Here is a 26,632-nt window from a genome sequence, read left to right on the forward strand (position 1 = left end):
AACTTTTGGGGGCCTCTACAAGGGTCCCAGGATTTTTCTTTTACCAATAAGTTTATTTTGAGAATTGGCTGTTGTATAAGTTTGCATAGAAACCATTTTCTGCCATCAAAGCATCGTGGTTTCCTTGTTCAATAATGTCACCATGATCCATTACTAGGATGATGTCGGCATTACGGATTGTAGATAAACGGTGGGCGATGACGAATGACGTACGACCTTCCATCAATTTATCCATGGCATCTTGTAGCAAGACTTCCGTTCTGGTATCGACTGATGAAGTTGCTTCATCAAGAATCAATAACGGTGCATCTTTCAACAAGGCACGCGCAATCGTGAACAATTGTTTTTGCCCAACAGATAGGGTTACAGAATCATCTAAGTAAGTATCATACCCCTTAGGCAAGGTATTGATAAAGTGGTCAATACCAACCGCTTTGGCTGCCGATTCCATCATTTCATCTGTAATATGGTCTTGGTTGAAGATTAAGTTTTCGCGAATAGTACCTTCGAATAACCATGTATCTTGCAATACCATTGAGAATTGATCATGGACAGCTGAACGAGATAATTTGCTAATTGGGTGACCATCGATGTAAATTTCACCCTTGTCGATTGGATAGAATTTCATCAACAAGTTAACGATCGTTGTTTTACCAGCACCTGTAGGACCAACGATGGCAATCTTTTGACCAGATTTGGCTTCAAGAGAGAAATCGTTGATAATCGTTTGACCTGGTTCATAACCGAAGTTAACATGATCAAATGTTACGTCACCGTGAACATTTGAAATAGATTGTGCTAAGTCGCTATCATCCGCCATTTCGTCTTCATCCAAGAATTCAAATACACGCGTTAAGGCTGCACCTGCTGATTGGAATGAAGCGAAGGCTTGAGATAATTGGCCTAATGGTTGGGTAAAAATACGTACATAAATCATGAATGAAACAACGACACCGAAAGAAATGTCACCATTTAATGCCATAATTGATCCCACGATGGATACAGCCACGTAACCAAAGTTACCAATGAAGGTCATCAATGGTTGCATAATTCCTGAGAAGAATTGTGCATGCCAAACGCTGTCATATAAGGCATCGTTAGCTTCATTAAATTGCGCATTCACTTGATGCGAAGCATTAATCGTCGTTAAGACACTTTGACCTGAATATGCTTCTTCAGCAATAGCGTTAACATTGGCCAAGTTACGTTGTTGTGAAACGAAATAACCTTGTGAACTCTTCAAGATTAATACAATACCGATGAAACCAATCGCTACTGATGCGAGTGCAACGAAACTCAAGGTAACATTATTGTAGAACATCATCACTAATGTCCCAATCAATAGCGTTACTGAAGGGATAAATGATGATAGGGTTTGATTCAATGATTGACTCACTGTATCCAAGTCATTGGTTACACGACTTAACGTATCACCATGACTATGGGTATCAAAATATTGTAACGCCAAACGGTCAATCTTATCTGATACTAAACGGCGCAATTTTTTAGAGAAGTTTTGCACTGCAGTAACCATTAAATAAGATTGGATATAGGTGAAGATTGCACCGATACCATATATGATTGCCAAGGAAATGGCAATTTTTGAAACTTCCGATAAATCAATACCTTCTGGCGAAGTTAATCCGGCTGTAATAATATCCGTCATTTCACCTAAGCGGTCTGGTCCAATAATTGAAGCCATAGAGCCAAGCATGGCCAAAACTGTTGCAATAATAATTGCCCAGCGATATTCACGCCCATATTTTAGGATACTTTGCATCATAGAAGGTTTATTTGCATCTTTATTCTTAGTCATTTGCTAATTCCTCCTCTGATAATTGTGAATAAGCAATTTCTTTATATACTTCATTGTTAGCTAATAATTCTTTATGTGTACCATGACCCACGATTTCACCACGTTCAAGCACGATGATTTGATCAGCATCCATGATTGTAGAGATACGTTGTGCCACGATAATTTTCGTTGTATCAGCCATTTGTTCTGCTAGAATACCACGCAATTTCTTATCTGTTTGATAGTCCAACGCAGAGAATGAGTCGTCAAAAATTAACACTTCTGGTTGACGCGCGATTACACGTGCAATACCAAGACGTTGTTTTTGACCACCAGAGAAGTTGCTACCACCTTGGGCAACTTTTGTCTCTAATTGATCAGGTTCGCCTTCAACGAAGTCTTTAGCTTGCGCAATTTCTAAGGCTTTCCAGATTGCATCATCAGAAAGATCAGCATCTTGATGTTGGTTACTTTCCCCAAGATTCATATTTGAACGAATGGTACCAGAGAATAAGACTGGTTTTTGTGGGATATACCCAACAATGTTATTCAAGCTAGCATGGTCGAAGTCTTTGACATTTTTACCATCTACTAAAACTTGACCTTCAGATACGTCATATAAACGCGGAATCATTTGAATTAATGTTGATTTACCAGAACCTGTTGCCCCAATAATGGCTAAGGTTTCCCCTTTATTCAATTTGAATGAAATATCTTTCAAGGCTGGTTTGGCATCATCACCATATTTAAAGGTCACATCTTTAAATTCAATTGTGCCTTTTTCATCTGGTTGAACAGACTCATCTACAAAATTGATGCTTGGATCCATGTCCAATACTTCATTGATACGTCTTGCAGATACGAGTGCACGCGGTAAGATCATGAAAATCATCACCATTAATAAGAAACCAATAATAACTTGCATCGCATATGATGTAAAAACAATCATTTGTGAGAATAAGTTTACTTGCGCCATACCTTGCGCTGCGTCAGCAATCAAGTAAGCCCCAGTCCAGTAAACTGCTAGCGTCAAGCCGTTAGATACAAGGCTCATCCCTGGTTGCATAATCCCCATAACACGCCCTACAAAGATATTCGTATTGGTTAGATTATCATTGGCTTCCGCAAATTGGTGGTTTTGATAATCTTCGGCATTGTATGCACGGATAACACGTAAACCAGTTAGGTTTTCACGCGTGATACCATTGATATCATCGATCATTGTTTGAATTTTTTGGAAACGAGGTACCGCATAGAACATAACAATGGCAATCATCAACAATAGAATGCCTACAGCGACTGCAGTTGTTAATGTCCATTCCCATTTTTGGCTAGAAATTTTTGTGATGGCCCAGATAGACATGATTGGACCCCGCAAGATAACTTGTAGACCCATCGCAATCAACATTTGAATTTGCGTTAAGTCATTAGTTGTACGTGTCACTAAACTTGGCACAGAGAATTGATTAATTTCGTGTGCAGAATAATCCATCACCTTATGGAAAATTTCGCCACGAACACGGGCAGTTAAGCCTGCTGCAATTTTAGTGGCAAAATACCCAACAACAATTGATGTGGCAAACGAAGCTAGTGATAAGCCCACCATTTTTAGACCTGACTCTAAAATATCTGCCGTCTCAGTGTCCGGCATTTGTAATAATTTTGTGATTTCCGACATATAATCCGGAATCTCTAATTCTAGAAAAACTTGTAGAAAAATGAGTGCTAAACTCAAAATTGCTAACAGTTTTTCTTTTGTATTCATCTTTGCTAATATTTTCAGCAATATCATTACCTCCTATTTTGCAGTTAAAACTGCACGTTTTTATGTAAATGGTGAAGTGTAGCTTTTAACTGCGCCACTTCTTCTTCCGAAAGGCCAGCTGTTAATGCATCCTCCACTTGGACAAATAACTCATGAACCTTTTGAAACGCTGCATACCCTTCTTCAGTGACAATCAACCGTTTGTAGCGACCATCTTTTTCAGATTTTTCAGTCGTCACGTAGCCATTTTTAATTAATCGGCCAATTAATTCAGATGAGGATGATTTACGAATATTCATCATTTTTTCAAGGTCTTTGCCAAAGACTTCATCTTCCTTAGAGGCTTTAATAATATAACCAAGGGCCATTGATTGCGGTCCTTTCATATCTCCCAAATCGTGCTCACTAAGTTGTTCTCCTACATATCGGTGAATCGATATCATGAGTTCTCTTAGCAATCTACCAACTTCCATTGGCTGATCCTCTGTATGCATTTTGACACCTTCTCTTTATAAAATTAATAGTTCGCACGCTAACTATTATAACAGGGTTTATTTCAATTTCAAATAAATATGTACCGAAAAAGTTTGACTTTTCAATGAATACGTTCTCAAAAGAAAATGATGAGATTGGGAAAGAAGATTGGCGCTTAGCTATTTTTGGATGTATTCGACTTGTCCGGTCTAACATGATGAATGATTTCTAATGTTTGACCTATTCACTTTAGATAAGTCACTGCTATCCCAAAGAAGATCGTCTATATCCAGATTCTATGCAACAAAAAAATCCACGAACCGATACATTGGGCTCGTGGATGATACATCATATATTGTTGGATTATTCTGCTTTTGGAGGTGTTTGTAACACTTGTACTTTTCTACCGTTAATTTTTTCTTCTAATTCAGGGTAAACTAAACGTGCTGTTGCAGAACCAAATACCATCAATTCATATAATAATTGAGGATCTTCAGTCGTTCTAGACAATAGACGAATATAAATTTCACCGTCACCAGTTAGAATTAAGGTATAGTAACCTGCACGTTTCAAGTTGATTTCGTTGATAACAGCCAAAGCTTTCGTTTGATTGTTGAAATCTTCTACTTGGACCAATTTACGATAAGTAATTTGGAATTCAGTAACAGGTGAACCAACTTTAAATTCACGCGCAACCACGTTAAATGGAATGGTTTTGTCTTGGGCAATACGGTAAGCACCTGAGAAGACAACTTGGTCTTCGTTGAATTTATTTTTCTTTACAGGAACTTTCTTTTCTTTAAACATATTCTCTAAAATTGGTTCAATTGATGGCATGTTATTCCTCCGTAATCTGTAAATTTACTATACACTCATTGTATCATAAGAAAAATAGAAACCTATACCTCAGCAGCCACTTTTTCAATAAATTTTACCATATCCGCCAAAGCTAAATCCGCCTCTGGAATTGGATAAATCGGGAAGATGTGGGCCATGTGTGGGTAAATATTAAAGTCAATTGGTAGCGACTCAGCCTCCGCCCGCTCCTTCAACAAAGCCGCATACGACATCGTCATATCCCGGGTCCCAATAATCACTTGAACTGGCGGTAACCCTTTGAAAGACCCAAACCACGGCGAAATCAGTGGATCTATCGGCTCAAAAGGTTGCGCAAATGTCTCCGTTTCAAGCGCCAGTAATTTTGGCTGTAAAAAGGGCTCGTACTCAACTTGATCAAACTCTACTAGTACATTTTGCAAGGTCCCATCAAGAATAGGCGCAATCAAAATCGCCGACTGCGGCAATGGCAATTGATAATTCCGCAGTTGTTGCATGAAGGCGACTGCTAAAGCCCCACCCGTCGAATCCCCCACAATCGTAATCTGGCTGGGGTCAACACCTTTTTCCCGAATCAAATATAAGTAACGCGATAATATCATTTTGTGGGCGTCAACGATATGATGTGTCGGGCCTTTGGGAAACATGGGCATGACGACTTTGCCTGAGATGAGGTTGGCTAGTTTGCTGGCCATATGGAAATGAAAAATGCTTGGTCGAAGCCAGTAGCCCCCACCTGTTAAATAGAAAATAATGCGTTCTTTGCGTGAATTGGATTCATGTGTGTCATTTTTTTCCACGAAAAAAGTATCCGTGAAATCATCTAAGTAATCAAAGCCTAAATTTCGTTTGCCCCAGGTTAATTCAGACGGAACAACGTTTGCTTGATAGGCTATACGATACAGTCGGTCGTAATTTGATTTCTGGCCGGGTAACACGGCACTCATGACACTCAAGGTATCTTCCACCATTTGGGCTTGATAGGAAATATTTGCCTTACGCGCCCGCACTAACTGACTAGCCACAACGCCTAAAAGTACGCCACCAGCCATCTTATCCCAAGTTCTCACTACTATCGCTCCTTTACGAGTCATTCTTCAATTCATGATAACATGTTCCACGTAAAAGAAAAAAGGAAACCCATATCAAAATGGATTTCCCTCTATAGCAAAGACTATTTAAAAGATTTTTTGTTCAGAGAAAGGACCCGTCGCTAACCCTGCACTTTGAATCGCACGATCCACTACGTCCATGACAGTCAAACTATGTGCCAAATGTTCCTCAGCATAGGTCGTGTCATCCTCGTCAATCCAAGAGGCAATCGTTGAAAATTCAGCGTATAGCTTATGCGGATGCACGTTCAATGCATAGTGTGCAGTCGTTCCGTCGTTCAACATGAAATCGAAGAATTCAATACGCCCTGTAGACCCGTTCACCACGATTGTTCCCTTTGTTCCTTGAATAATCGAACGATTGGGTTTGTTACTAGCTTTCGATGCCGTACAAACTGCCTTAGCATTTTCATATCCTAAAACGAGTACGCCTGAAGTATCTATACCCTTTTCTAGATTAGGGAAGTAGTTAACTTCATTAGGGCATCCCATTAGCCCCAACACAAAGTGAATATTGTAGATATTTAAATCCATCAAGGCACCACCACCCGATTTTGCATCAAAGGCTGGTAGGACATTGCCCGCAAGCAACGCATCATAACGTGACGAATACTTACAGAAGCTACACTCAATTAATTTTATTTCCCCTAATTGTGGTAATAATTCAATTATTTTTTCATAGTTTGCTAGGAATTGGTTGGGAATTGCTTCGGCCAAGACTAAATCATAGTCTAAAGCTAATTGTTCCAGATCGAGTAATTCTTTATGAGACATGGTAAAAGGTTTTTCACAAATGACGTGTTTGCCATGTTGGAGGGCATCTTTCACGAAATCATAATGTAAATTATTGATCACCGCAACATATACTGTATCAATATCTGCTTCTTCAAGGAATTGAATATAGTTTGAATAGACTTCCTCAATTCCATAAGATGCTTGAAGTTCCTTTGCAATATGTGCACTTCTAGGTGTAGAGTTGATTGCTGTGACCTCAATATGCTCTAATTCGGCCACTAAAGGTAAAAATTCAGCAACAACCTTTCCGGTTCCGGCAATTCCTAATTTCATAAAATTCTCCTCCATAAGACATTCAAAGACTAGCTTCATAGTAAGATCTGTCGCTGTTTTCATTGATGTAGCCAATTATATACTGCTAAAAATACAATTACTATTTCATTAACTACAACTTTTGGAAAAATATTGACACTGGCAACCAAAAAAACCATTATATCAATATTTCCATTAAAACTGCTTACCCTTGATAGCAATTTTATATCACAAATTCCTAAGATTCTTGCGAAACTTGTTCCCCTTCACGTAGTGACGTTTCAATCGGTTGCAAGTGTTCTTCATAGTTGGCTAATTTATAAGCCAAACGATCTCTTGTATTCATTAACGCGTCAATTTTTTCTGTTAATTCATCCATTTGTTGGCGAATCAATTCTTTACGCTGTGGAATCGTATGCTCACCCTCACGGAATAAGCTTACATAGTTAGTCATAGATTCAATCGATAGGCCTGCGTGACGCATATGGCGTGCATAATTAATCCATCGAATATCTTCCTCGTCAAAATTTCGAATACCAGTTTCTGTTCTTTGAATTGGATGAATCAGTCCAACCCGTTCATAATAACGAATCGTATCTGCAGAAACACCAGTTAATTCACTCACTTTTTTAATATTCATTTTGACCTCCTTAAATCACAGTAGTACCCAAAAGTTGGACACTACTCTAAGTTTTTTCAATCATACCTTTTTAGCCCATAAAATCAAAGTAAAACACACAAAAATACGCATTTTTCAACTCATAAGTAATGAAAAATACAATAAAATTGATAATTATTGTTGTAAAAATAGGTTTTATCGGACCAAAAAAATGCAGTTTCCAGTGTGAGATCACATCAAGAAACTGCATTTATATTCATTTAATCTTTAGATTGGTCGCCATCGATGTTCAATAACAGTTGATACAAGGCACCACGTAAGTTGGCTTCACTACGAAATTCACAAGGTAAAATATCAATTTCAGCTAGCATCTCACCAAACACACCTAATCGTTCCCGGACATTATAATATTGTTTAATAATATTTTCAATTAAAATATTTTGTTGGCTAATGCCACCACCAATAACTACCGTTGAAATATCAATAACTGCCTGCAAATTAATAATTAAATTAGCCAGTTTTTCACAATACTCATCGAACAAGGTCATTAATGCTTTGTTAGTGCCTTCATTGATTGCTGCAAAAACACGCACCCCATCATTTTCATCTGCTAATCCGAGAATACGACTGCCAGCCTTCACAAACTCAACTGCTGAATGCGAAAAGCCCGTCATATCTTGGTTACCACGCAAAGTACGATTAGAAATGATGAAACTCAACTCACCGGCTTGGAAATGGCTGCCTTGATATAATTTACCATCAAGAATTAAACCGCCACCAACACCCGTACCCAAAATCAGCGCCACGCCATTAGTTACACCCTTCAAATTCCCTTGCCAAAGTTCAGCTAAAGCAGCTGCTTTTCCATCATTGACAAGCTCACAAGTAATGCCAAAACGCTCTTCAATTTTGGCTTTCAACGGCAATTCATGCAAAAATTGTAAGGATCCACCAAAATACACAACACCTTCATCCGAATCCACCTTACCAGGCAAACTCACACCAATACCTTTGATTTCAGATTTTACCGGCTCGATTAAATCATATATTTGTACCAGAAAATCATCCAAATTTTGCGGCGTCGGTACCTTATCAGCACGAAGCAAATTACCAGAATGATCAATAATACCGTACTTAATAAACGTTCCACCAACATCAATCGTCAAATAATTCATATGTTCCCTCTATTCTAATCACATTTTTATTTAAAACTGAGTTTCATTCTAACTGTTTTTTAGATAAAAAGTCATATATTTGGTTGAATAATTTTTAGTCTGCAAGATTTTGGCTAATTTTTTCAAAACTACAAATTCATGACAATGTAAATATATAGAATTGCCAATATTAAACTGATGATAAACACTTAATACCAGCCTCCTTAACGACTATATAGACAGTTTTATTCAAAGCTTAATCTTTTAAAAAAGTGCAGTTCAAACAGATCATTTTCTTAAATTATATCACCCTACGACAAAAAAATCCCAACCATGGAAAAGCCCATGATCAGGATTCTTTGTATAGCTACTGTAGTAGCGATTATTTTTGTTTACGACGACGTTCTGGGATACGAGCTGCTTTACCGTGTAAGTCACGTAGGTAGAACAATTTCGCACGACGAACTTTACCTTGACGTAATACTTCAATTTTGGCTACACGTGGAGTGTGTACTGGGAAAGTACGTTCAACACCAACACCATTTGAGATTTTACGAACAGTATAAGTTTCGCTGATACCAGCACCACGACGTTGGATTACAACACCATCGAATAACTGGATACGTTCACGCTCACCTTCGACAACTTTCGCATGTACGCGGACAGTGTCACCAGGACGGAAGTCTGGGATATCAGTACGTAGTTGTTCAGCAGTGATTTGATCAATTAAATTACTCATTAAGATTCTCTCCTTCCAACAACACTCATATGACTATGTAGTCACAGCGGAATATCATAAAGTTAAGCGTTCAAAGAACACCTGAATAATTGTAGCACACAGAATCAATTTTGTAAACAATAAATCCATAGTTTTTGTAAAAAAAAATGCGGCCTTACATAATTTAGATGCCCAGTTCAGCACGCAAGTCTGCAGCCATTTTTTCATAGGCTTCATCCCCAGCTAAATGTGTCACGCCCGGATTCATAGCAAATGGTTTGCCCCACTCAGCTTGACCTTCATATTTTGGTACTAAATGAAAATGTAAATGTGACCCACCATCGCCATATGCACCATAGTTGATTTTGTCAGGGTTGAACAATTTATGCAATGCTTTCGCAACTTGATTCACTTCCGCAAAATAGGCATTTCGTTCTTCATCTGTTAAATCCACCATCTCACTGACATGTTTTTTGTTGGCAACAATCACACGTCCAGGATGTGACTGTTCATTGAAAATAACGACGACAGAGTTAGGTAATTCCCCAACTAAATAACCAAAATCACCTACATGTTTTTCTTCCGGATGTGCTTGTGCTTGGCAATACCCACAGTCAGGGTCCAAATAATGATCTACCATAATATGAAAATCCTCCTCTTTTTGAATACGTTAATTGTAACACAATTCACATTTTTTGGAAGCGCTTAATGACAAAAAATGCTAATATTTCAGAGTGCGACATGAGGCGTTCAACCCGCAACCAGTGGAAGATTAGTGCCAGTGATGACGCTAGTCATCGCAAGCTAATCTGAAGTGGGCAGTGGGTTGCCTCTTGGAGCAGGTTTTATCAGAGTGCGACATGAGGCGTTCAACCCGCAACCAGTGGAAGATTAGTGCCAGTGATGACGCTAGTCATCGCAAGCTAATCTGAAGTGGGCAGTGGGTTGCCTCTTGGAGCAGGTTTTATCAGAGTGCGACATGAGGCGTTCAACCCGCAACCAGTGGAAGATTAGTGCCAGTGATGACGCTAGTCATCGCAAGCTAATCTGAAGTGGGCAGTGGGTTGCCTCTTGGAGCAGGTTTTATCAGAGTGCGACATGAGGCGTTCAACCCGCAACCAGTGGAAGATTAGTGCCAGTGATGACGCTAGTCATCGCAAGCTAATCTGAAGTGGGCAGTGGGTTGCCTCTTGGAGCAGGTTTTATCAGAGTGCGACATGAGGCGTTCAACCCGCAACCAGTGGAAGATTAGTGCCAGTGATGACGCTAGTCATCGCAAGCTAATCTGAAGTGGGCAGTGGGTTGCCTCTTGGAGCAGGTTTTATCAGAGTGCGACAAACACCCTTCAACCCGCAAAAGTGGTTGGGACATAGTTTTAAAAAGGTTGCGTTTCACTTATTTGATCATATAAGTGAATTTTACGTTAATTCATTCATTTATTTGATCCTATAAATGAATCATTTTAAGCATTTTCATCTATTTGCTTATATTCGTTAATTGTTCAAAATATTTTTCATCTATATAGCGAAATAAGAGAAAAATTCACCGATTTATTCACGTATTATCCTGAACAAATGAGCCATCCAAGGAGAAATTTTGAATAAAAAAAGAGGCAAGAACTGTTGTCCCAACCTCTTCACCATAAAACATTATTTCTTCATTGCATCCAAGTGACCATTTAAAAATTCAGCCACACACGCTTCAAAATCTAAATCCATACGATCTGCAAGCACCGCTAGCCACCAAACTGTTTCACCAATTTTTGCAGGCAACTTTTCTGCATCACTACTTGGCCATCTACCCTCGTGATCCATTGTTAAACGTCCGACTAACCCTGCATCAGTCAAGAAAGCCAAGGCATCCTCTTCTACTGACCACTTAGAGCCGTGATGTTTCTCCTCTAAGGCGTGATATAGTTTTCTAATTTCCATCGACTTTTCGCTTACTTCTTTAATATCCATTTTGTCCTCCTCTAATTTTCCATACACATCAGTTTATCATGAGCATAAACATTCCAAGAACGATAAGAATTTGTCAAAGAATCATATTGTCTATATAATGAAAATAGATATAGAAAACGTTTTCTAAAATTCAAAAAGGTGGTTAGACAGTATGACAAACGAACAGCCCGAGCTTAATGAAATCTATCTAAAACTATATGAAGAAGTCGCCCAACTGCGAGATGACGTCTACCAAGAAGGCCAAGCGATATATGCATCTTGGCAACCCGACACCCTGCGCGCTGATTTCAAACCCGCCGCCCTAAACTTCGCCTATTACGTCTCCTTGCGCCGTCGCGACATCCGTGACCTCCAAATCCAGCTTGGAAACGTTGGCCTATCCTCACTTGGCCGCTTAGAAGGCGAAGTCCTGCAAACCCTAGACTTAGTCTTGTATCAATTGGGGAAAAGTGCGGACATCACAGACAAGTTGGTAGCGCCCGAATTCCTAACAAAATCACTACAAGGACAAGGGTCCACCCTCGATCAGCTGACATCTACCTTCTTTGGACCAAGTCCTGCGAACCGCTACTCGCGCATTATGGTGACCATGCCTCATGAAGCATCGACGGACCCTGAATTGGTGGAAAACATGGTCCAAGATGGCATGAATATTGCCCGCATTAACTGTGCCCATGATGATGCCACTGTCTGGGGCAAGATGGTGGAGAATATCAAGGCTGCCAGCGCCAAATATCAGCAAGATGTCAAAATCTTCACAGATATTGCTGGGCCGAAAGTCCGTATCCAGGCCATGTACACTAGCCTACAAAACCCAAAACTTTTTGAAGGAGATACCTTCTTTTTAACTAGTGAAACAGTTCTTAAAGATTTTTATGGTGCCGAAATCGTCTTGTCATGCCCTATTCCAGATGTTATTCAAGACTTACAAGTGGGCGAAGCGGTGTCACTGGACGACGGTAAAATTTTGGGTAAGGTTGCCAAGCGCTATCCTGAAGGTGTGAAGATTCAGATTACGCAAATGGCTGTGAATGGGAAAAAGGTGAAAGCCACCAAAGGGATCAATTTCCCAGACCGTCAACTGAACATCCCTGTCCTTACAGATAAGGACATTGAGGACCTCAATTTTTCTATGGCGGCTGCGGATGTAATCGGCTTTTCATTTGTGCATAATGTTAATGACGTCAAGGAAATTAACCGAGTTATGGCAGACAAAGAAGCTGCGAGTCCTGACCAAGCTGGCAAATTAGCGACCATTAAATTGGAAACTGTATCCGGATTTGAAAACCTCATCAACATTATTATTGAAGCCAATCGTTACCGTCCAACAGCAATTATGATTGCGCGTGGTGACCTGGCCGTTGAAGTCGGATATCTCAGACTTTCTGTAATCCAGGAAGAAATTCTATGGTTCTGTGAAGCGGCGCAAATTCCAGTAATCTGGGCCACACAAGTATTGGAGTCACTCGTTCAATCAGGCGTGCCATCACGCGCTGAGATTTCAGACGTGACGATGGGTTCGCGCGCAGAATGTATCATGCTCAACAAAGGCGACCATATTCTTGAAGGCATCCACCTACTACGACAAATCCTAGAAGACATAGATGAACACCAATTCAAGAAAACACCGTTGATGAAGCAACTGACCATCGCAAACTTTTCAAATGAATAGATCCTATAATGAATAAAGGGTGTGACGATTGCGTCACACCCTTCTTTATGATTACTACTGTACTTTTTACGCTGTTATGCCACAAAAACGTATGTATCCCATATTAAATATCCCATAATACGATACTATTTTTCTTGATAAAATCGCATTTTTCCATCTAGTGATACTATTCCTTGCAATAGAATCGTTCCTCACTAGAAGCGGTACTATTTCCCTCAATAGTCCTCCTTTCTCCCAAAAACGATACTATATACTGAAATAAAACCACCCCACGCCCAATAACGATACTATTTACCTAAAATGTACCCCACCCACTCCGCTACCAAACATCCAAAAAAGTGGCGCGCAGTTACTATCAACTGCACGCCACTTTTCTCATATTATTCTTTTGACTCAGCTTTGATTTCATTTAACCAGACTTTTTGTTGGTTAGAAAGTGGGTAGTTGTCCAATAAATCCGGGCGGCGTTCATAGGTACGGCGCAGAGATTCTTTTCCCTTCCAGTCTGCTATTTTCGCATGATTACCAGACATCAACACATTGGGAACCTTCATACCTTTATATTCAGGTGGACGGGTGTATTGTGGATACTCCAACAAACCAGTGGAGAATGAATCGCCAGTGATAGAATCTTCGTTCCCAACGGCATTATCTAGCAAGCGCACGGTAGCATCAATCACGATCATAGCACCGAGTTCACCACCAGTTAACACGTAATCACCAACCGAAATTTCGTCGGTCACGTAAGAACGAATACGTTCGTCGTAGCCTTCATAGTGACCACAGATGAAAATCAGATGGTCATCTTGGGCGAAGGACTCTGCATGTCGTTGGGTAAAGGTTTCACCCGCAGGATCCATCAAAATCACACGTTTTTTGGTGTCCGGATGCTTGCTATTGATTTCTTCAAGTGCATCATTAATCGGATCTACGCGCAGCAACATACCAGCGCCGCCGCCGTAAGGATAATCATCGACATGTCCGTGTTTATTGACCGCAAATTTACGGAAGTCTGTGACATCGATGTTGGCTACCTTTTTTTCCTGCGCCTTACCGATAATCGAAGTTGTCATAGGTCCGTCAAACATTTCGGGAAAAAGGCTTAAGACATCAATTTGCACTATGCGTCACCTTTTTCTGTTACGTCCTCATCCGTTTCAACGTCATCGATTAAACCTGGCATTGGGTCGATAATCACTTTGCCCTCGTCCAATAAAATGTCTAAAACTACATCTTCAATATAAGGAATCAAGATATCTTTCCCCTTGTTTGGTTGTTGGATAGACCAGACGTCATTAGTAGATGGCAAGGAAATAATTTCACGAATCTTCCCTAGGTATCTCTCGTCGTTTGTATAGACTTCTAGGCCAATAATATCGTCATAGTAATACTCATTTTCTTCAAGACTATCCATTTCGCGTTCAGAACCAGCAACTTTCAAGTCCATCCCTTTGAATTTTTCAACATCATTAATATTGTCCTTGCCTTTGAAATGTAGCAAGTTGAAGTTTTTATGCAAACGATGACCGTCTACTTCCACTTCTTCCACTAACTTATCGCCATTGAAAATACTCAAACTAGCACCAATTTTAAACCGTTCTTCCGGAAAATCAGTTGTCGCCATCACGCGAACTTCCCCGCGTAAAGCTTGGGTATTGACAATCTTGCCCACAATATAAAATTGCTCCTCAGGCATACCTTCAATTTTCACCATATCTATCATCCTTCCAATTTGTTTTGTGATTACAACATGTCCTCTCTTGTCGAAACAAGCGTCATGCTTATTTTACCTTATTTCAGGTCTTTTGGATATGAAAAAAGACGTGGACATCAAAGTCACACGCCTTCAGGCAAAGTATTGTCGCTAAGAAGTATAGATGGCTCAAACTCGTCAACCACTAAGGCCTTCGAGTTTTCTCGCATCTTCAAATCGAGCTCGGACCTCCAGAAAGCCCTGTGCTTCAGACTATATTGCGCCACACTGCGTGCGCCACTGCTATAGTCTTCCACCGGTGGCTTTCTTGGCGTCGGTCCTCACATCTTATGAAATTGAGCTCGCTTGGGCAGACAGGTCTCCACTTCGGAAATATTTGCAGCAAGTTGCACTTGCTACTGCATATCCCCTCCAGTGCTACCTGTCTAAACGCCCGCGCTCACATCTTGTTTTTATAATTCTTCTCGTTCGATGACCAGTCTTACGCGTTTTGGTCCCGCCACACGCACACTGTATAGAATCGTACGAATAGCGTTCGCAACACGTCCGCCCTTGCCAATCACCCGACCTACATCATCAGGATGTAGTAACAAATGGTATTCTAAAAATTCATCTCCATCAACAATGTTCAATTGGATCTCATCAGGATGATTCACCAATGGTGTAACAATTGTTAACAATAAATCTTCGATATTTGGCATTTCATTCATAATACTTACGCTTATTTATTAGATGCTTTAGCTTCTAATTTGTTTTCATGATGTTTCTTCATAACGCCTTGGCGAGATAAGATATCACGAACTGTATCAGTAGGTTGCGCACCGTTACCTAACCATTTAAGTGCTAATGCTTCATCTAATTCAATAGTTGCAGGATTAGTAGTTGGGTTGTAAGTACCGATCTTTTCGATGATACGACCATCACGTGGTGAACGTGCGTCTGCTGCTACGATACGGTAGAATGGGTTACGTTTAGATCCCATACGTTTTAAACGAATTTTTACTGCCATGAATAATTTCCTCCTAAGAATGAATGTAATTTTATATATTGAAAGCTCTAATAGCTCATCACATTTAACTATATTAACAAGTTTCTACGAGCTTGTAAAGTATTTTCTCTTTACAGGTTGATTTTTTTTTTTTTGAAAAAGGACAGACCTTTTCCAATGAAATCAACTTAACGTTTCTTTTTAGCCTTTTTCAACTTACGCGCCATTTGTTTCGCTTGTAATTCAGCCACACGGTTTTGATTACGGTTGCCACCAAAACCACCGCCACCACCTAGGCCGCCCATCATATTTTGAAGAGCACCCATGTTGCCGTTAGTCATGGCTGACATCATTTTACGTGATTCATTGAATTGCTTAATCAAACGGTTTACTTCTTGAACAGTAGATGCAGAACCATTCGCAATACGACGACGGCGAGATTGGTTGATGGAATCTGGATTTTCACGTTCGTATGGTGTCATGGATTGAATAATTGCTTTCGTATGCGCCATTTGTTTAGGATCAATGTTTAACTGATCAAGATTACCCAATTTGCTCATACCTGGAATCAATTTGATGATATCTTTCAATGGACCCATGTTGTTCATTTGGTCCATTTGTTTGATAAAGTCATTGAAATCATACGTATTTTCGCGCATTTTCGCAGCCATAGCTTCCGCTTCATTTTCGTCAAATTCAGCTTGCGCTTTTTCGATAAGGGTTAACATATCCCCCATACCTAAAATACGGTTTGACATACGGTCTGGGTAGAAACGTTCAATTTCTGTTAATTTTTCACCAGTACCTGTGAATTTAATTGGTTTACCCGTTACAGATACGATAGATAAAGCCGCACCACCACGAGTATCACCATCTAATTTTGTTAAGACAACCCCAGTAACATCCAATTCTTCATCAAAGGCTTTGGCAACGTTAGCTGCTTCTTGCCCTGTCATCGAATCAACAGTTAATAGAATTTCGTTTGGTTGAACCGCGACTTTGATATCTTTCAACTCAGTCATCAAACGTTCGTCGATTTGTAAACGACCAGCCGTATCGATGAATACCAAGTCATAACCTTGCAATTTCGCATGTTCAACCGCTTGTTTAGCGATTTCTACAGGTGAAACTTGATCACCTAAGGTAAACACTGGAATATCCAATTGTTGACCAAGTGTTTGTAATTGGTTAATCGCCGCTGGACGATAAATATCGCCGGCAACTAATAATGGTTTTTTATGGTCATTTTTCTTCAAGAAATTCGCTAGTTTCCCAACAGTTGTTGTTTTACCAGCACCTTGTAAACCTGCCATCATAATGACAGTTGGTGGCGTAGTGGCATATTGAATATCCACATGTTCCCCACCCATTAAATCCGTCAATTCGTCGTTAACAATCTTCACGACTTGTTGCGCTGGTGATAATGATTGTAGCACTTCACTATTTAGGGCACGTTCGTTAACGCGTTTAACAAAGTCTTTGACAACTTTGAAGTTGACGTCCGCTTCTAGTAAAGCCAAACGTACCTCACGCATCATTTCCTTCAGGTCGCCCTCGGTAATTTTACCCTTCTTACCCATAGTTTGGACAGCACCTTGTAGTCTATCCGATAAACTTTCGAAAGCCATTGTGACACTCCTTCATATTTCTTTGATTCATTCTATTTTTTAATCGTCTATTACTGGAAAAAGGACAGCCCTACGCTTTTACACGTCTTCCTCTAGCACGTCACCATCTTGATTATCGATGGCAATCAATTGTGATAAATACAACTGCAACTGGGCATCCTCTGGGTAATGCTCGGCAACATAAGCCGCCATCTCATCCCCAACAGCCTCTCTCGCATAATAATCACGTGCCAAATGCAGGTGGTTCTCATATTTCAGTAAACTTTTTTCAGTACGGCGAATATTATCATAAACTGCTTGCCTTGACACATCGAAATTTTCAGCAATTTCGCCTAACGAGTAGTCTTCAGCATAGTATAGTTCAATATAAACACGTTGTTTTTCCGTCAATAAATCCCCATAAAAGGTCAATAAGGAATTAATTTCATTGGTTTTTTGAATTTCCATCTAAGCCTCTTCTATCTAGTCTATTATTTGTCAAGCAGTTTTCCTTTACAAGAGAATAGTATACACGAACAAAGCCCAGTTATCAACGAAAGTGCCACAAAACAAAGGCCAACTTCCCTTCAGCAGAAAAAACAATTTTAGATCATGCCTACTCAATAAAAAAATAAGTAACCATGCGGGTGAGTTGCATCCGCAACTCTACCTTTCAGTTACTTCTGCAACCACCGAATTTGAAGGCGATTCTGTGATTGCACAATAAAATCTCATTGTGTAAGATATGCCCATTTTTATACAGAATAAATGCCCATTCTGTAAAGGATTTTTCTGTTATACAGAACCAGATTTTATTCGGGACGATTTGGCGAATTTTTACCGAATCCAAATTCATTCGGTAAGAATTCGCGTTTTTATACACAATCAGGAATTATTCGGGACAACTTCAACATTTTTATACAGAATGGCGAGCGATTGTGTAATCGCCCGCCATCTCATTTTATATAATCAAAGTTGAGTTCGAAAAAGCAACCCTCTGCCCACTTCAGATTAGTTTGCCGATGACTACCGTCATCGTCGGCACTAATCTTCCACTGGTTGAGGGCTGAACGCTTTTTCTCACATCCTGTGAAGTTGAGTTCGCTTGGGCAGACAGGTCTCCACTTCAGAGATATTTGCAGCAAGCTGCGCTTGCTACTGCATATCTCTTCCAGTGCTACCTGTCTAAACGCCCTCGCTCACATCCTGTTTCTATCAACGTGCTTAAAATAGTATATTGCCAATTGCGTCCGGTCTCTGACGCCTAGTTTGACCAGGATATCCGACAAGTAATTGCGGATGGTTCCTTCAGAAAAGTGCATCATATTGGCGATTTCCTTGTTGTTCAAGCCTTGCGCCACCCAATAAATCAGCTCGTGATCTCGCTCACTCAAGCGTGGATCAATAGGTTCACGCTTGCTAGCCTCGATGGACGTTTGCCCCATCATATCCAAATAAGCTGGGATTTTCTCGATAATCTCATTCCCAAAAACGCGGTGACCTTGTTCAACAGCTTCGATGGCCGGCAGCAAGGACTCGTAATCCGTTTTTAGCAAATAGCCCTTAGCCCCTGAACGCAAGGCTTCGATGATATACTCATCCTCCAAGAAAGTAGTTAGGTAAATAATACGTGCATCCGGATATTTGGCTTGGATAATCTTGCCGGCCTCAATCCCAAGCATATGCGGCATCCGGATATCCATCAGCACCACATCCGGCTCGTGGGTTTCATACAATTGAATGGCTTCCCTACCGTCACGGCCAATGCCCACAATTTCAATCACTAAGCCCAAATGCTTGGCTTTGGCTTTTAAAATAATGGCAATTCCGCTCGTTACTAGGGCATCGTCGTCTACTAAAAGTACCTTCATCTTGCCCTCCTATTCTCGTTCAAAAGGAATGGTAATAAAAATATGGAAACCAGGTCCTTTGGAAATGTGCATGGTGCCATTCATCAATTGCACCCGTTCTTCCATGCCCATAATCCCGATGCCGGTATGCATATCCTCATCATGTGAAAGCAAATTCCCATTGTCCGCAATCAACAGATGCCATTTATTCAGCGTTTCAATAAAACGAATTTGGACTTGGCTCGCATTGGAATGTTTATTGATATTTGCCAAGCCCTCGCGCACGATATTAATAATCGAATGGGCATACTGGTCCGGCAACACGCGTTTATTTTGGTAAACCAAACTAATATTGGCCTTGGTAAAGGCATCAGCTAAAGCATGCAATTCACGTTCCAAATCCACCGTCGACGAACGCTCCTCATGAATCACCTTGCGGATATTATTCATAGAGGTATTCAACACCCCCTTGACCTGACCCAGTGACTCCTGCATCTGCGGGTCGTCCGTCATGTACTCAAGCGCCCCAATTTGAATCACGGCCGATGACAAATGATGACCAAGAATGTCGTGAATTTCGCTGACGATCCTTTTCCGCTCAGCCAAAAGCTGACTTTCCGACTGCCGGTCCTGGAGGCGAATTAAGTTTTGATGCTCGGTATGGGCGCGATTATTGATGGCCTGCAGCAAGTCAATTTGCGAATAAGCTTCCTCCTCAAAATCTACCGACTGCACAATCGCCGTATGCAGATACGAAGTGAGAATCGACAAACCCATCACAGCCAGCGACAGGAGCGGATGATAGTCCAACCACACACCTAGGAGAAAGATTGTTGGGAAGGCAAAATTATCGGACCTCTGCTTGATTGCATGCTCAAAGTAAAATACAGGCACGAAGAAATATAAATGCGGCACAATCGCCAACATGATAAACAATTGACTGACAATAATGGCGGTCGTCAAACGTTCGTCCAATTGTCGGATTCGGTAGATGAACGACGATTTATCCAATTTATCACTTCTTCGAATGTAATCAGGATTGACCAACATTTCTTCAGCCAACAAAATCATTGCCACAGCTAAAGGCGCAATGGGCAAATTATCTAACCGAAAATAAACCATAGTAAAGGCAACAATCGTCACAAGAAGGACAATTTTCAAATTAAATTCAACCCACCGCATATATCTACCCCTTCCAGAGCTTTTCTTTATTTTACCCCACTATACACTATTTTCAATGACATCTGTCACCTGGAATGTGATTATTTTCTATTTCATTTTGAATGCGTTTCCTAGATAATACATACAAGAACAAAGAAATTGGGTATTCGCATTGCAAGTAGTTTGCATGAGGGAGGTATATAAATTATGGCAATCGTAGAAATTCGCGATTTAGTGAAGCGCTACAAACATTTGGTCGCTGTTGACCACTTTAGCTTATCCATTAATGAAGGCGAAATTTATGGACTACTAGGCCCGAATGGTTCTGGGAAAACAACTGTCATCAATTGTCTGCTATCTTTATTACGCTATGATAGTGGTGATGTCAAAATATTTGGCCAACCTATGTCCAGCAGCCGCTATGATTTAAAGCGCCGTATCGGTTTAGTCATGCAAAATATTGGCGTTTATGATGAACTAACGGTTGAAGAAAACATCGACTATTTCTGTGGCCTCTATATTAACGACAAACACATACGGAAGACTTACGTTGAAGATGCCATCGAATTTGTGGCTCTTGACCAGTTCCGTAAATTTAAACCAAAAGAACTATCTGGCGGTTTACTGCGCCGCTTAAACCTAGCCTGTGGTATCGCCCACAAGCCTGACCTCATCATTTTAGACGAACCGACCGTAGCGGTTGATCCCCAATCCCGTAACAATATTCTAGACGGGATCAAACAATTAGCCGCTGAAGGGAAAACGGTCATCTACACCACCCATTATATGGAGGAAGTGGAACTACTCTGTGACCGCCTAACCATCATGGATCAAGGCAAGGAATTGGTTTCCGGTACCGCCGATGAAATCAAAGCCATGTCCAATCATTCAGAAATCATTACAGCCGAAATTTATACATTGCCGGATGAAACCATGGCAAAAATCAGTGAATTAGCTGACGTGACGAAAGTCACCTACGATCAAAATATCTTAACCGTCCAATTCCACAAAGGGATTGATCACCTGATGAACGTGATGCGAATTCTGTCAACCGACCAAATCGACATGATGAATCTGAGTGTCCAAAAACCTACCTTGAATGATGTCTTTCTAGAAATCACAGGGAAGGAGTTGCGTGACCATGTTTAGGCATAGTCTTTTTTACCAACTGAAAATCATGTTACGTAACCGTCAAGGCTTGTTGTGGGGTATGCTTTTCCCCCTAGCATACGGACTTATCTATATGTTTTCCTTTCAAGGTATGACCCAGGAAACAACCGAATTTGAACCTATTCCCGTAGCTATTGTTTTTGACGGCGACCAAGCCCAAGAGGATAGTATCAAGGAGTTACTAGGCAATATTGGCGAATTTACCACGGTGAAAAACGAAGAAGTCGTCATTCCGGAAAATTATATTAACGGCGAACGGGCTAGCGAAAACTTTCCCCTATTATTTGTGGAAGCCGAAACCGAGGATGCAGCTAGCCAATACTTAAATGACGGGATTATCGACCAGGCCATCAGCCCGCAAGTAGACGACCAAGGCCAATTAAACTTTAGCTTTGACGTCACCCCGGCAGCAGCCAATTCCATTAATGCGTCAATTGTTTATGCTATTTTGTCTTATTTCGCTTCTAACACCAATGCCTTTACCCTTTTATATGATGGGGTGGCCAGTCTGCCCGACCCGACTGAAGCGATGGCCGAAATGGAACTAAAATTAAGTAACTTGGACTTACAACAAGATCATATCGTCGCCTCTAGCCGCACCCCAGGTGTCTCGCCTTGGTCCAACTACTACTATGTATGTTTGGCTTATGTCTGCATCTACTTTATGGCCCTAGGCATTAACCTGATTATCGAGAATGAAGCCAAATACGGCGTCTATGCCTTACGCGAAACAGTATCACCAAGCAAAAAATTCACACGCTTTTTTGCCACTTTCTTCCTTTGGGAAATCGCAGCCTTACTTGTCGTATACCTGCTGCTGATTATTTTCAATCTCAACGGGGTGCCTTTGGGCCAAGAAAGCGGTCGTATCATCGCCCTCATGACTTTAGGTACCACAACCGGTTTGCTCCTTGGCACAGCCCTTGCCGCTACCTTCAAAGTCAGCGAAGGACTACTCAATGTCATCACAACTATTGTGCCACTGGTCCTTGCTGCCATGTCCGGTATGATGTCCTATGAACTCAAACTCTGGGTTATCGATCATGTGCCTGTTTTGAACAAATTGAATCCAGTTGCCCTAATCAATGATGCCTTTTATTATTTGAATAATTACCCGACTTACCAACAATTCAACCAAAATATGAGCATGCTTGTGGTCCTTGCCCTTGCTTGCTTCATCATTACCCTGGTTGGGATAAGGAGGACCGATTATGAAAGTCTTTAAACTATTCTATTCACTGATCAAAGCTTACAAAACCATGATTATTACCAATATTATCCTTGTCGTGGCCATTGCTGTACCCATCTCAATCGTCTATACCAATAGCCTGACCGCAACCTTTGAGCCAGTAATCATGAACATCGGTATCGTCAATCACGACCAAGGCGACCCGGTAACCGACCATATGATTTCCTATCTAGACAATCAGTCCAATGTATCTAGCGTCGAGGATGATCCCGAAGTAATCGCCGACACCCTCTACTACAACGACGCCGACTACATCCTGGAAATCCCTGCAGGCTTCGGACAAAGCTTATTAAACAGTAACGTCTTAGCTTTGGAAAAAAACGTATCCCCTGGAACCAAGACAGCCACCTATGTGGACACAATGATTGAGAATTATATCAGTAACTTCCAAATCCTCAACACGGGGACAACCGATATCAATGATCCAGATGCCGTTCAAGCTACACTTGATAAAATCGAGGCATCCATGGCATCAAACATTGAAGTCACCACAGCTACGGCGACCAATTTAGACGCAGACTTGCTTGGATTTGGTGCTTCCTATACCCACTATGCCGCGTATGCCTTGATGATGACCCTCATCGCCATCTTCGGATTACCTATGGTTTCCATGCGTAACCCCGAAATCGTCAAACGCGACACCATGGGGCACATCTCACCAACCCAACGGAATAGTGAATTGTTCCTAGCATGTACCGTCTTTGGTATTGGTTTCTGGCTACTCTTAATGGTCATTGCTGCTATTATCTATGGTCTGGATACCTTAACCTCAAGCCACGGGATACTACTCGTAATGTCTAGTTTCGTATCCATGCTTGGGATTGAACAGATGGCCTTTTTCCTGGCCACCGTCGCACCAAACAAAGGAATTATCTCCTTTATGTCGACCGGTGTTTCCCTATTCTTTGCCTTTACCTCAGGCCTGTTCGTCCCACGAGACTTCGTCAGTCCCGTCATGCAACAGATCGCCCAGATAGCAAGTCCCATCTGGCAAGTCAAAACCGATGAAATCATACTAAGCGCCGAACAACTCAGCCAAAATCAGCTCGACACCATCTATCAATACATGGGCACCCAAGTACTAATCGCCCTCGCCTTTGTCGCCCTGACTTACATGTACCGCGCCTATCAATCGGACAACCTGAAAACTGCATAATGTATGATAGAGCCCGCTACAGCGCATGATGCCTGTAGCGGGTTTTGTGTTTAATCTGACGATTACAGAATCGCTCGCCATTCTGTATAAAAATGGTAAACTTGTCCAGAATAATTGCTGGTTGTGTATAAAAACGAGAATGCTTACCGAATGAAATTGGATTCGGTAAAAAATCACGATATCGTCCCGAATAAAATCTGGTTCTGTATAACCCAAAAATCCTTTACAGAATGGGCAATTATTCTGTAAAAAAACGGAAATTTTTCCCGAATGGATTTGGATTCTGTAAAAAAACAAGAATGCTTACAGAATAAGATTTCATTCTGTAATCACAGTATCCCCATCAAATTCGGTGGTCGTAGAACTAACTAAAAGGTAGAGTTGCATCCGCAACTCACCCGCTATTTTTCCTTATAGGTAAAACCCCCGCCATTTCCTAACAATGTGGCGGGGGTTTTCAACATCAAAAGACATCAAAAGGAAGGGTTGGTGCAAGCACCAACCCCTCCATATAAAATCAATCATCTAAATAAACAAAACTACGCTTCCACAGTATCCTTCGCCAACAATAATGCCCCTGTAATCCCAGCATTATCACCTAGTTTTGGCAATTGAATATACTGATCAATTGGCGGTAAAGTCACGTAACCATTCAAAGCCACAATCACTTGCTCTTTCACACGGTCCAACAAGTGTTCTTGGTGCATCACACCACCACCGATAACCACACGCTCAGGCGCCAACACAAGCGAATAACTCGCAATCGCTTGACCAAGGTAGTAAGCAACATAATCCCAAACCTCATGATCAGGAGAAATATCTGCACCCTTAATCCCCACACGTTTCTCAATCGCAGGGCCAGAAACCAAACCTTCTAAACAATCACCGTGGAAAGGACAAGCCCCTTCAAAGGTATCATTCGGATGTTTGTGCACATGAATATGCCCCATTTCCGGATGCCCAAACGCATGGTAAATATCACCATTAATCGTGAAACCACCGCCAACACCCGTACCAACAGTTAGATACAGACAAGAATTAGCACCCTCAGCCGCACCAGAAGTATACTCCGCAAGCGAAGCACCATTCACATCCGTCGTCCAGCCCACAGGTTTACCAAACCAGCGCGTCAAATCGCCCACAAAATCATAATTCGCCCAACCTTGCTTAGGCGTCTTCGTAATAAAACCATAAGTATCCGAATCATGGTTCACATCAATCGGTCCAAACGAACCCACACCAAAACTCACAACCTCATATTGACTAAAAAAGTCCTTCACTTGGCTCATCGTCTCCGCCGGCACCGTCGTATCAATTCGCACCTGATCAATAATTTGCAAATCCGCATCCGCCACCGCACAAATAAATTTCGTACCACCGGCCTCAATCGCACCGTATAAAGTTCTCGCTTCCATGCACAACGCCTCCACTAAAAGTATTTCTTCTTCCGATTATACCGAAAATAAATAGCGCTTGCATCCCTAATTTCACGCAATTCCCTATGAAAATCATCTAGCACAAAATCCGCCCCTTACTGATATGAAAATGACATATTTCAGTCAAGATAAGTGTCATTTTAACCCGAAATATGCCACCAACCTTCCCAGCCCCAAAACACCAACCACTGGAACTTCCATTATTCAAAATCCAGTCTCAACAATCTCTTTCAATTAATACACAAAAAGCACCTAACAAATATGTTAAGTGCCTGCTTTGCATATTAGATTTACCAGTCAAACTTTTCAATTTCTTCAATTTTTGAAACTTCACTTTCATCAAAACCAAAATATGCATACTTTGCATTTTCAATCGTTAATTCATCATATAACTCGTCTTCAGTATCGTATTTTGTATTGTATGTATTGCAAAAACCTTCCATTACTTCCCCATCGATGAAGGTAACTCTAATATATTTTCCAAAAAATTGATAAAAATCCATTCTTAAGTCCCTCAAAATCTATAAAATTACATCTCATATATCATCATCATTATATTGCCATTCATTTAACTTATCAAAAGAAAAGAGGACAAAGTCACTCTTTTCCAGAATATTTTTACTCTAAAATCTAACTAACCTAAAAAAATCTTACCTTCTATTGCGTAACGCCCTAATAAGTAGGAATAGCAATAAAACAACGATCACAAAAAACAAGAGTATTGCGATTAAAAAAAAAGCCAGACATCATCATCACCCTCATCCCCTTCAAACTGTGACAAAGATTCGAAAAAAACACTTGTCCAAATAGGCACTTACTACTATTAATTCTTCCCTTAATTATAATGCGCTTACAGATTCAACACAAAATTAAACCAGTAAAAACTTAGAATAAATTTTTTTGGCAATTACATGAATCTCTTTCCAATTTAAAAACACGAATAGCAAGTCATAGCCGAAGGCGGAAGTGTATGTCCTTTAGCCGTGAAAAAGCATGTGATTCGAGACCATGGCTCGAATCCGAGTCTGGAGACCTTGACTCCAGACGGTGCCACGGCTTTTAAAGGACAATACACGACAAGCCGAAGGTTCAAAAAATACCTATCACTAAAACAAAGTCAAAGCTATTCTATAATTAGAGCCAACGG

General features: G+C 40.8%; 25 protein-coding genes. 4 read left to right on the plus strand and 21 right to left on the minus strand.

Annotation, left to right across the window (positions count from 1 at the left end; all coding sequences use genetic code 11):
• Positions 1-52 precede the first annotated feature (52 nt).
• The 11 genes from EF384_RS07205 to EF384_RS07255 all read right to left on the minus strand — a co-directional run bounded on the left by EF384_RS07205 (position 53) and on the right by EF384_RS07255 (position 11,482).
• Positions 53-1,816 carry an ABC transporter ATP-binding protein gene (locus EF384_RS07205; RefSeq protein WP_199729733.1) on the minus strand — a complete coding sequence of 588 codons (1,764 nt, stop codon included), beginning with the start codon at positions 1,814-1,816 and terminating at the stop codon, positions 53-55.
• Complete coding sequence (locus tag EF384_RS07210; protein WP_123780696.1) at positions 1,809-3,581, minus strand: ABC transporter ATP-binding protein; 1,773 nt, start codon at positions 3,579-3,581, stop codon at positions 1,809-1,811. Before EF384_RS07210 ends, EF384_RS07205 begins: the two co-directional genes overlap by 8 nt.
• Before the next feature lie 23 nt (positions 3,582-3,604).
• Positions 3,605-4,054, minus strand: coding sequence for a MarR family winged helix-turn-helix transcriptional regulator (locus tag EF384_RS07215; RefSeq protein WP_123780698.1), 450 nt, complete (start codon positions 4,052-4,054; stop codon positions 3,605-3,607).
• Between the two features lie 343 nt (positions 4,055-4,397).
• Positions 4,398-4,871, minus strand: coding sequence for a hypothetical protein (locus EF384_RS07220; RefSeq protein WP_123780700.1), 474 nt, complete (start codon positions 4,869-4,871; stop codon positions 4,398-4,400).
• Positions 4,872-4,933: 62 nt separating this feature from the next.
• Positions 4,934-5,941 carry an alpha/beta hydrolase gene (locus EF384_RS07225; protein WP_123780702.1) on the minus strand — a complete coding sequence of 336 codons (1,008 nt, stop codon included), beginning with the start codon at positions 5,939-5,941 and terminating at the stop codon, positions 4,934-4,936.
• Positions 5,942-6,049: 108 nt separating this feature from the next.
• Entirely contained in the window at positions 6,050-7,051 is a 1,002-nt protein-coding gene (locus EF384_RS07230) for a Gfo/Idh/MocA family protein (RefSeq protein WP_123780704.1), read from the minus strand.
• Positions 7,052-7,268: 217 nt separating this feature from the next.
• The gene (locus tag EF384_RS07235) at positions 7,269-7,670 is read right to left on the minus strand and encodes a MerR family transcriptional regulator (RefSeq protein WP_123780706.1); all 402 of its coding nucleotides are present in this window, start codon (positions 7,668-7,670) and stop codon (positions 7,269-7,271) included.
• Between the two features lie 239 nt (positions 7,671-7,909).
• On the minus strand, positions 7,910-8,824 hold the full coding sequence (locus EF384_RS07240) for an ROK family protein (protein WP_123780709.1): 915 nt from the start codon (positions 8,822-8,824) through the stop codon (positions 7,910-7,912).
• 361 nt (positions 8,825-9,185) lie between these two features.
• Positions 9,186-9,542 (minus strand): 50S ribosomal protein L19, encoded by a 357-nt coding sequence (rplS, locus tag EF384_RS07245; RefSeq protein WP_123780711.1) that lies wholly within the window; start codon positions 9,540-9,542, stop codon positions 9,186-9,188.
• A gap of 163 nt (positions 9,543-9,705) precedes the next feature.
• On the minus strand, positions 9,706-10,161 hold the full coding sequence (locus tag EF384_RS07250; protein ID WP_123780713.1) for an HIT family protein: 456 nt from the start codon (positions 10,159-10,161) through the stop codon (positions 9,706-9,708).
• A 1,009-nt stretch (positions 10,162-11,170) separates the two neighbouring features.
• A complete protein-coding gene (locus EF384_RS07255; RefSeq protein WP_123780715.1) occupies positions 11,171-11,482 on the minus strand; it encodes a nucleoside triphosphate pyrophosphohydrolase family protein in 312 nt (103 codons plus the stop codon).
• 151 nt (positions 11,483-11,633) lie between these two features.
• On the opposite strand from EF384_RS07255, the gene EF384_RS07260 reads away from it, so the two are divergent.
• The gene (locus EF384_RS07260) at positions 11,634-13,154 is read left to right on the plus strand and encodes a pyruvate kinase (protein WP_123780717.1); all 1,521 of its coding nucleotides are present in this window, start codon (positions 11,634-11,636) and stop codon (positions 13,152-13,154) included.
• A gap of 380 nt (positions 13,155-13,534) precedes the next feature.
• Here EF384_RS07260 and trmD read toward each other — a convergent pair whose 3' ends face one another.
• The 8 genes from trmD to EF384_RS07300 all read right to left on the minus strand — a co-directional run bounded on the left by trmD (position 13,535) and on the right by EF384_RS07300 (position 20,495).
• Positions 13,535-14,275: a tRNA (guanosine(37)-N1)-methyltransferase TrmD gene (gene trmD / locus EF384_RS07265; RefSeq protein WP_123780719.1), complete on the minus strand. Its 741-nt coding sequence runs from the start codon at positions 14,273-14,275 to the stop codon at positions 13,535-13,537.
• A complete protein-coding gene (gene rimM / locus EF384_RS07270) occupies positions 14,275-14,868 on the minus strand; it encodes a ribosome maturation factor RimM (RefSeq protein ID WP_123780721.1) in 594 nt (197 codons plus the stop codon). The genes trmD and rimM overlap by 1 nt, the downstream gene beginning before the upstream one ends.
• Positions 14,869-15,320: 452 nt before the next feature.
• A complete protein-coding gene (locus tag EF384_RS07275; protein WP_199729734.1) occupies positions 15,321-15,569 on the minus strand; it encodes a KH domain-containing protein in 249 nt (82 codons plus the stop codon).
• A gap of 20 nt (positions 15,570-15,589) precedes the next feature.
• Positions 15,590-15,877 carry a 30S ribosomal protein S16 gene (gene rpsP, locus EF384_RS07280; protein WP_094518817.1) on the minus strand — a complete coding sequence of 96 codons (288 nt, stop codon included), beginning with the start codon at positions 15,875-15,877 and terminating at the stop codon, positions 15,590-15,592.
• Positions 15,878-16,044: 167 nt separating this feature from the next.
• Complete coding sequence (gene ffh, locus EF384_RS07285; protein WP_123780725.1) at positions 16,045-17,484, minus strand: signal recognition particle protein; 1,440 nt, start codon at positions 17,482-17,484, stop codon at positions 16,045-16,047.
• Between the two features lie 78 nt (positions 17,485-17,562).
• Complete coding sequence (locus EF384_RS07290) at positions 17,563-17,931, minus strand: putative DNA-binding protein (protein ID WP_123780727.1); 369 nt, start codon at positions 17,929-17,931, stop codon at positions 17,563-17,565.
• A 731-nt stretch (positions 17,932-18,662) separates the two neighbouring features.
• A complete protein-coding gene (locus EF384_RS07295) occupies positions 18,663-19,334 on the minus strand; it encodes a response regulator transcription factor (protein ID WP_123780729.1) in 672 nt (223 codons plus the stop codon).
• A 9-nt stretch (positions 19,335-19,343) separates the two neighbouring features.
• Positions 19,344-20,495 carry a sensor histidine kinase gene (locus tag EF384_RS07300; protein ID WP_123780731.1) on the minus strand — a complete coding sequence of 384 codons (1,152 nt, stop codon included), beginning with the start codon at positions 20,493-20,495 and terminating at the stop codon, positions 19,344-19,346.
• Between the two features lie 186 nt (positions 20,496-20,681).
• Between EF384_RS07300 and EF384_RS07305 the strand changes: the two genes are divergently transcribed.
• The 3 genes from EF384_RS07305 to EF384_RS07315 are packed head-to-tail and all read left to right on the plus strand — an operon-like array spanning position 20,682 to position 24,049.
• Positions 20,682-21,623 carry an ABC transporter ATP-binding protein gene (locus tag EF384_RS07305; RefSeq protein ID WP_123780733.1) on the plus strand — a complete coding sequence of 314 codons (942 nt, stop codon included), beginning with the start codon at positions 20,682-20,684 and terminating at the stop codon, positions 21,621-21,623.
• Positions 21,616-22,869 (plus strand): ABC transporter permease, encoded by a 1,254-nt coding sequence (locus tag EF384_RS07310; protein WP_123780735.1) that lies wholly within the window; start codon positions 21,616-21,618, stop codon positions 22,867-22,869. Before EF384_RS07305 ends, EF384_RS07310 begins: the two co-directional genes overlap by 8 nt.
• Positions 22,856-24,049, plus strand: coding sequence for an ABC transporter permease (locus EF384_RS07315; RefSeq protein ID WP_123780737.1), 1,194 nt, complete (start codon positions 22,856-22,858; stop codon positions 24,047-24,049). Before EF384_RS07310 ends, EF384_RS07315 begins: the two co-directional genes overlap by 14 nt.
• 539 nt (positions 24,050-24,588) lie before the next feature.
• Here EF384_RS07315 and EF384_RS07320 read toward each other — a convergent pair.
• The gene (locus tag EF384_RS07320; protein ID WP_123780739.1) at positions 24,589-25,464 is read right to left on the minus strand and encodes an ROK family protein; all 876 of its coding nucleotides are present in this window, start codon (positions 25,462-25,464) and stop codon (positions 24,589-24,591) included.
• 311 nt (positions 25,465-25,775) lie between these two features.
• Positions 25,776-25,988 (minus strand): hypothetical protein, encoded by a 213-nt coding sequence (locus tag EF384_RS07325; protein WP_123780741.1) that lies wholly within the window; start codon positions 25,986-25,988, stop codon positions 25,776-25,778.
• Positions 25,989-26,632 lie beyond the last annotated feature (644 nt).

Source organism: Aerococcus agrisoli (assembly GCF_003797145.1).
Classification (GTDB): Bacteria; Bacillota; Bacilli; order Lactobacillales; family Aerococcaceae; genus Aerococcus; species Aerococcus agrisoli.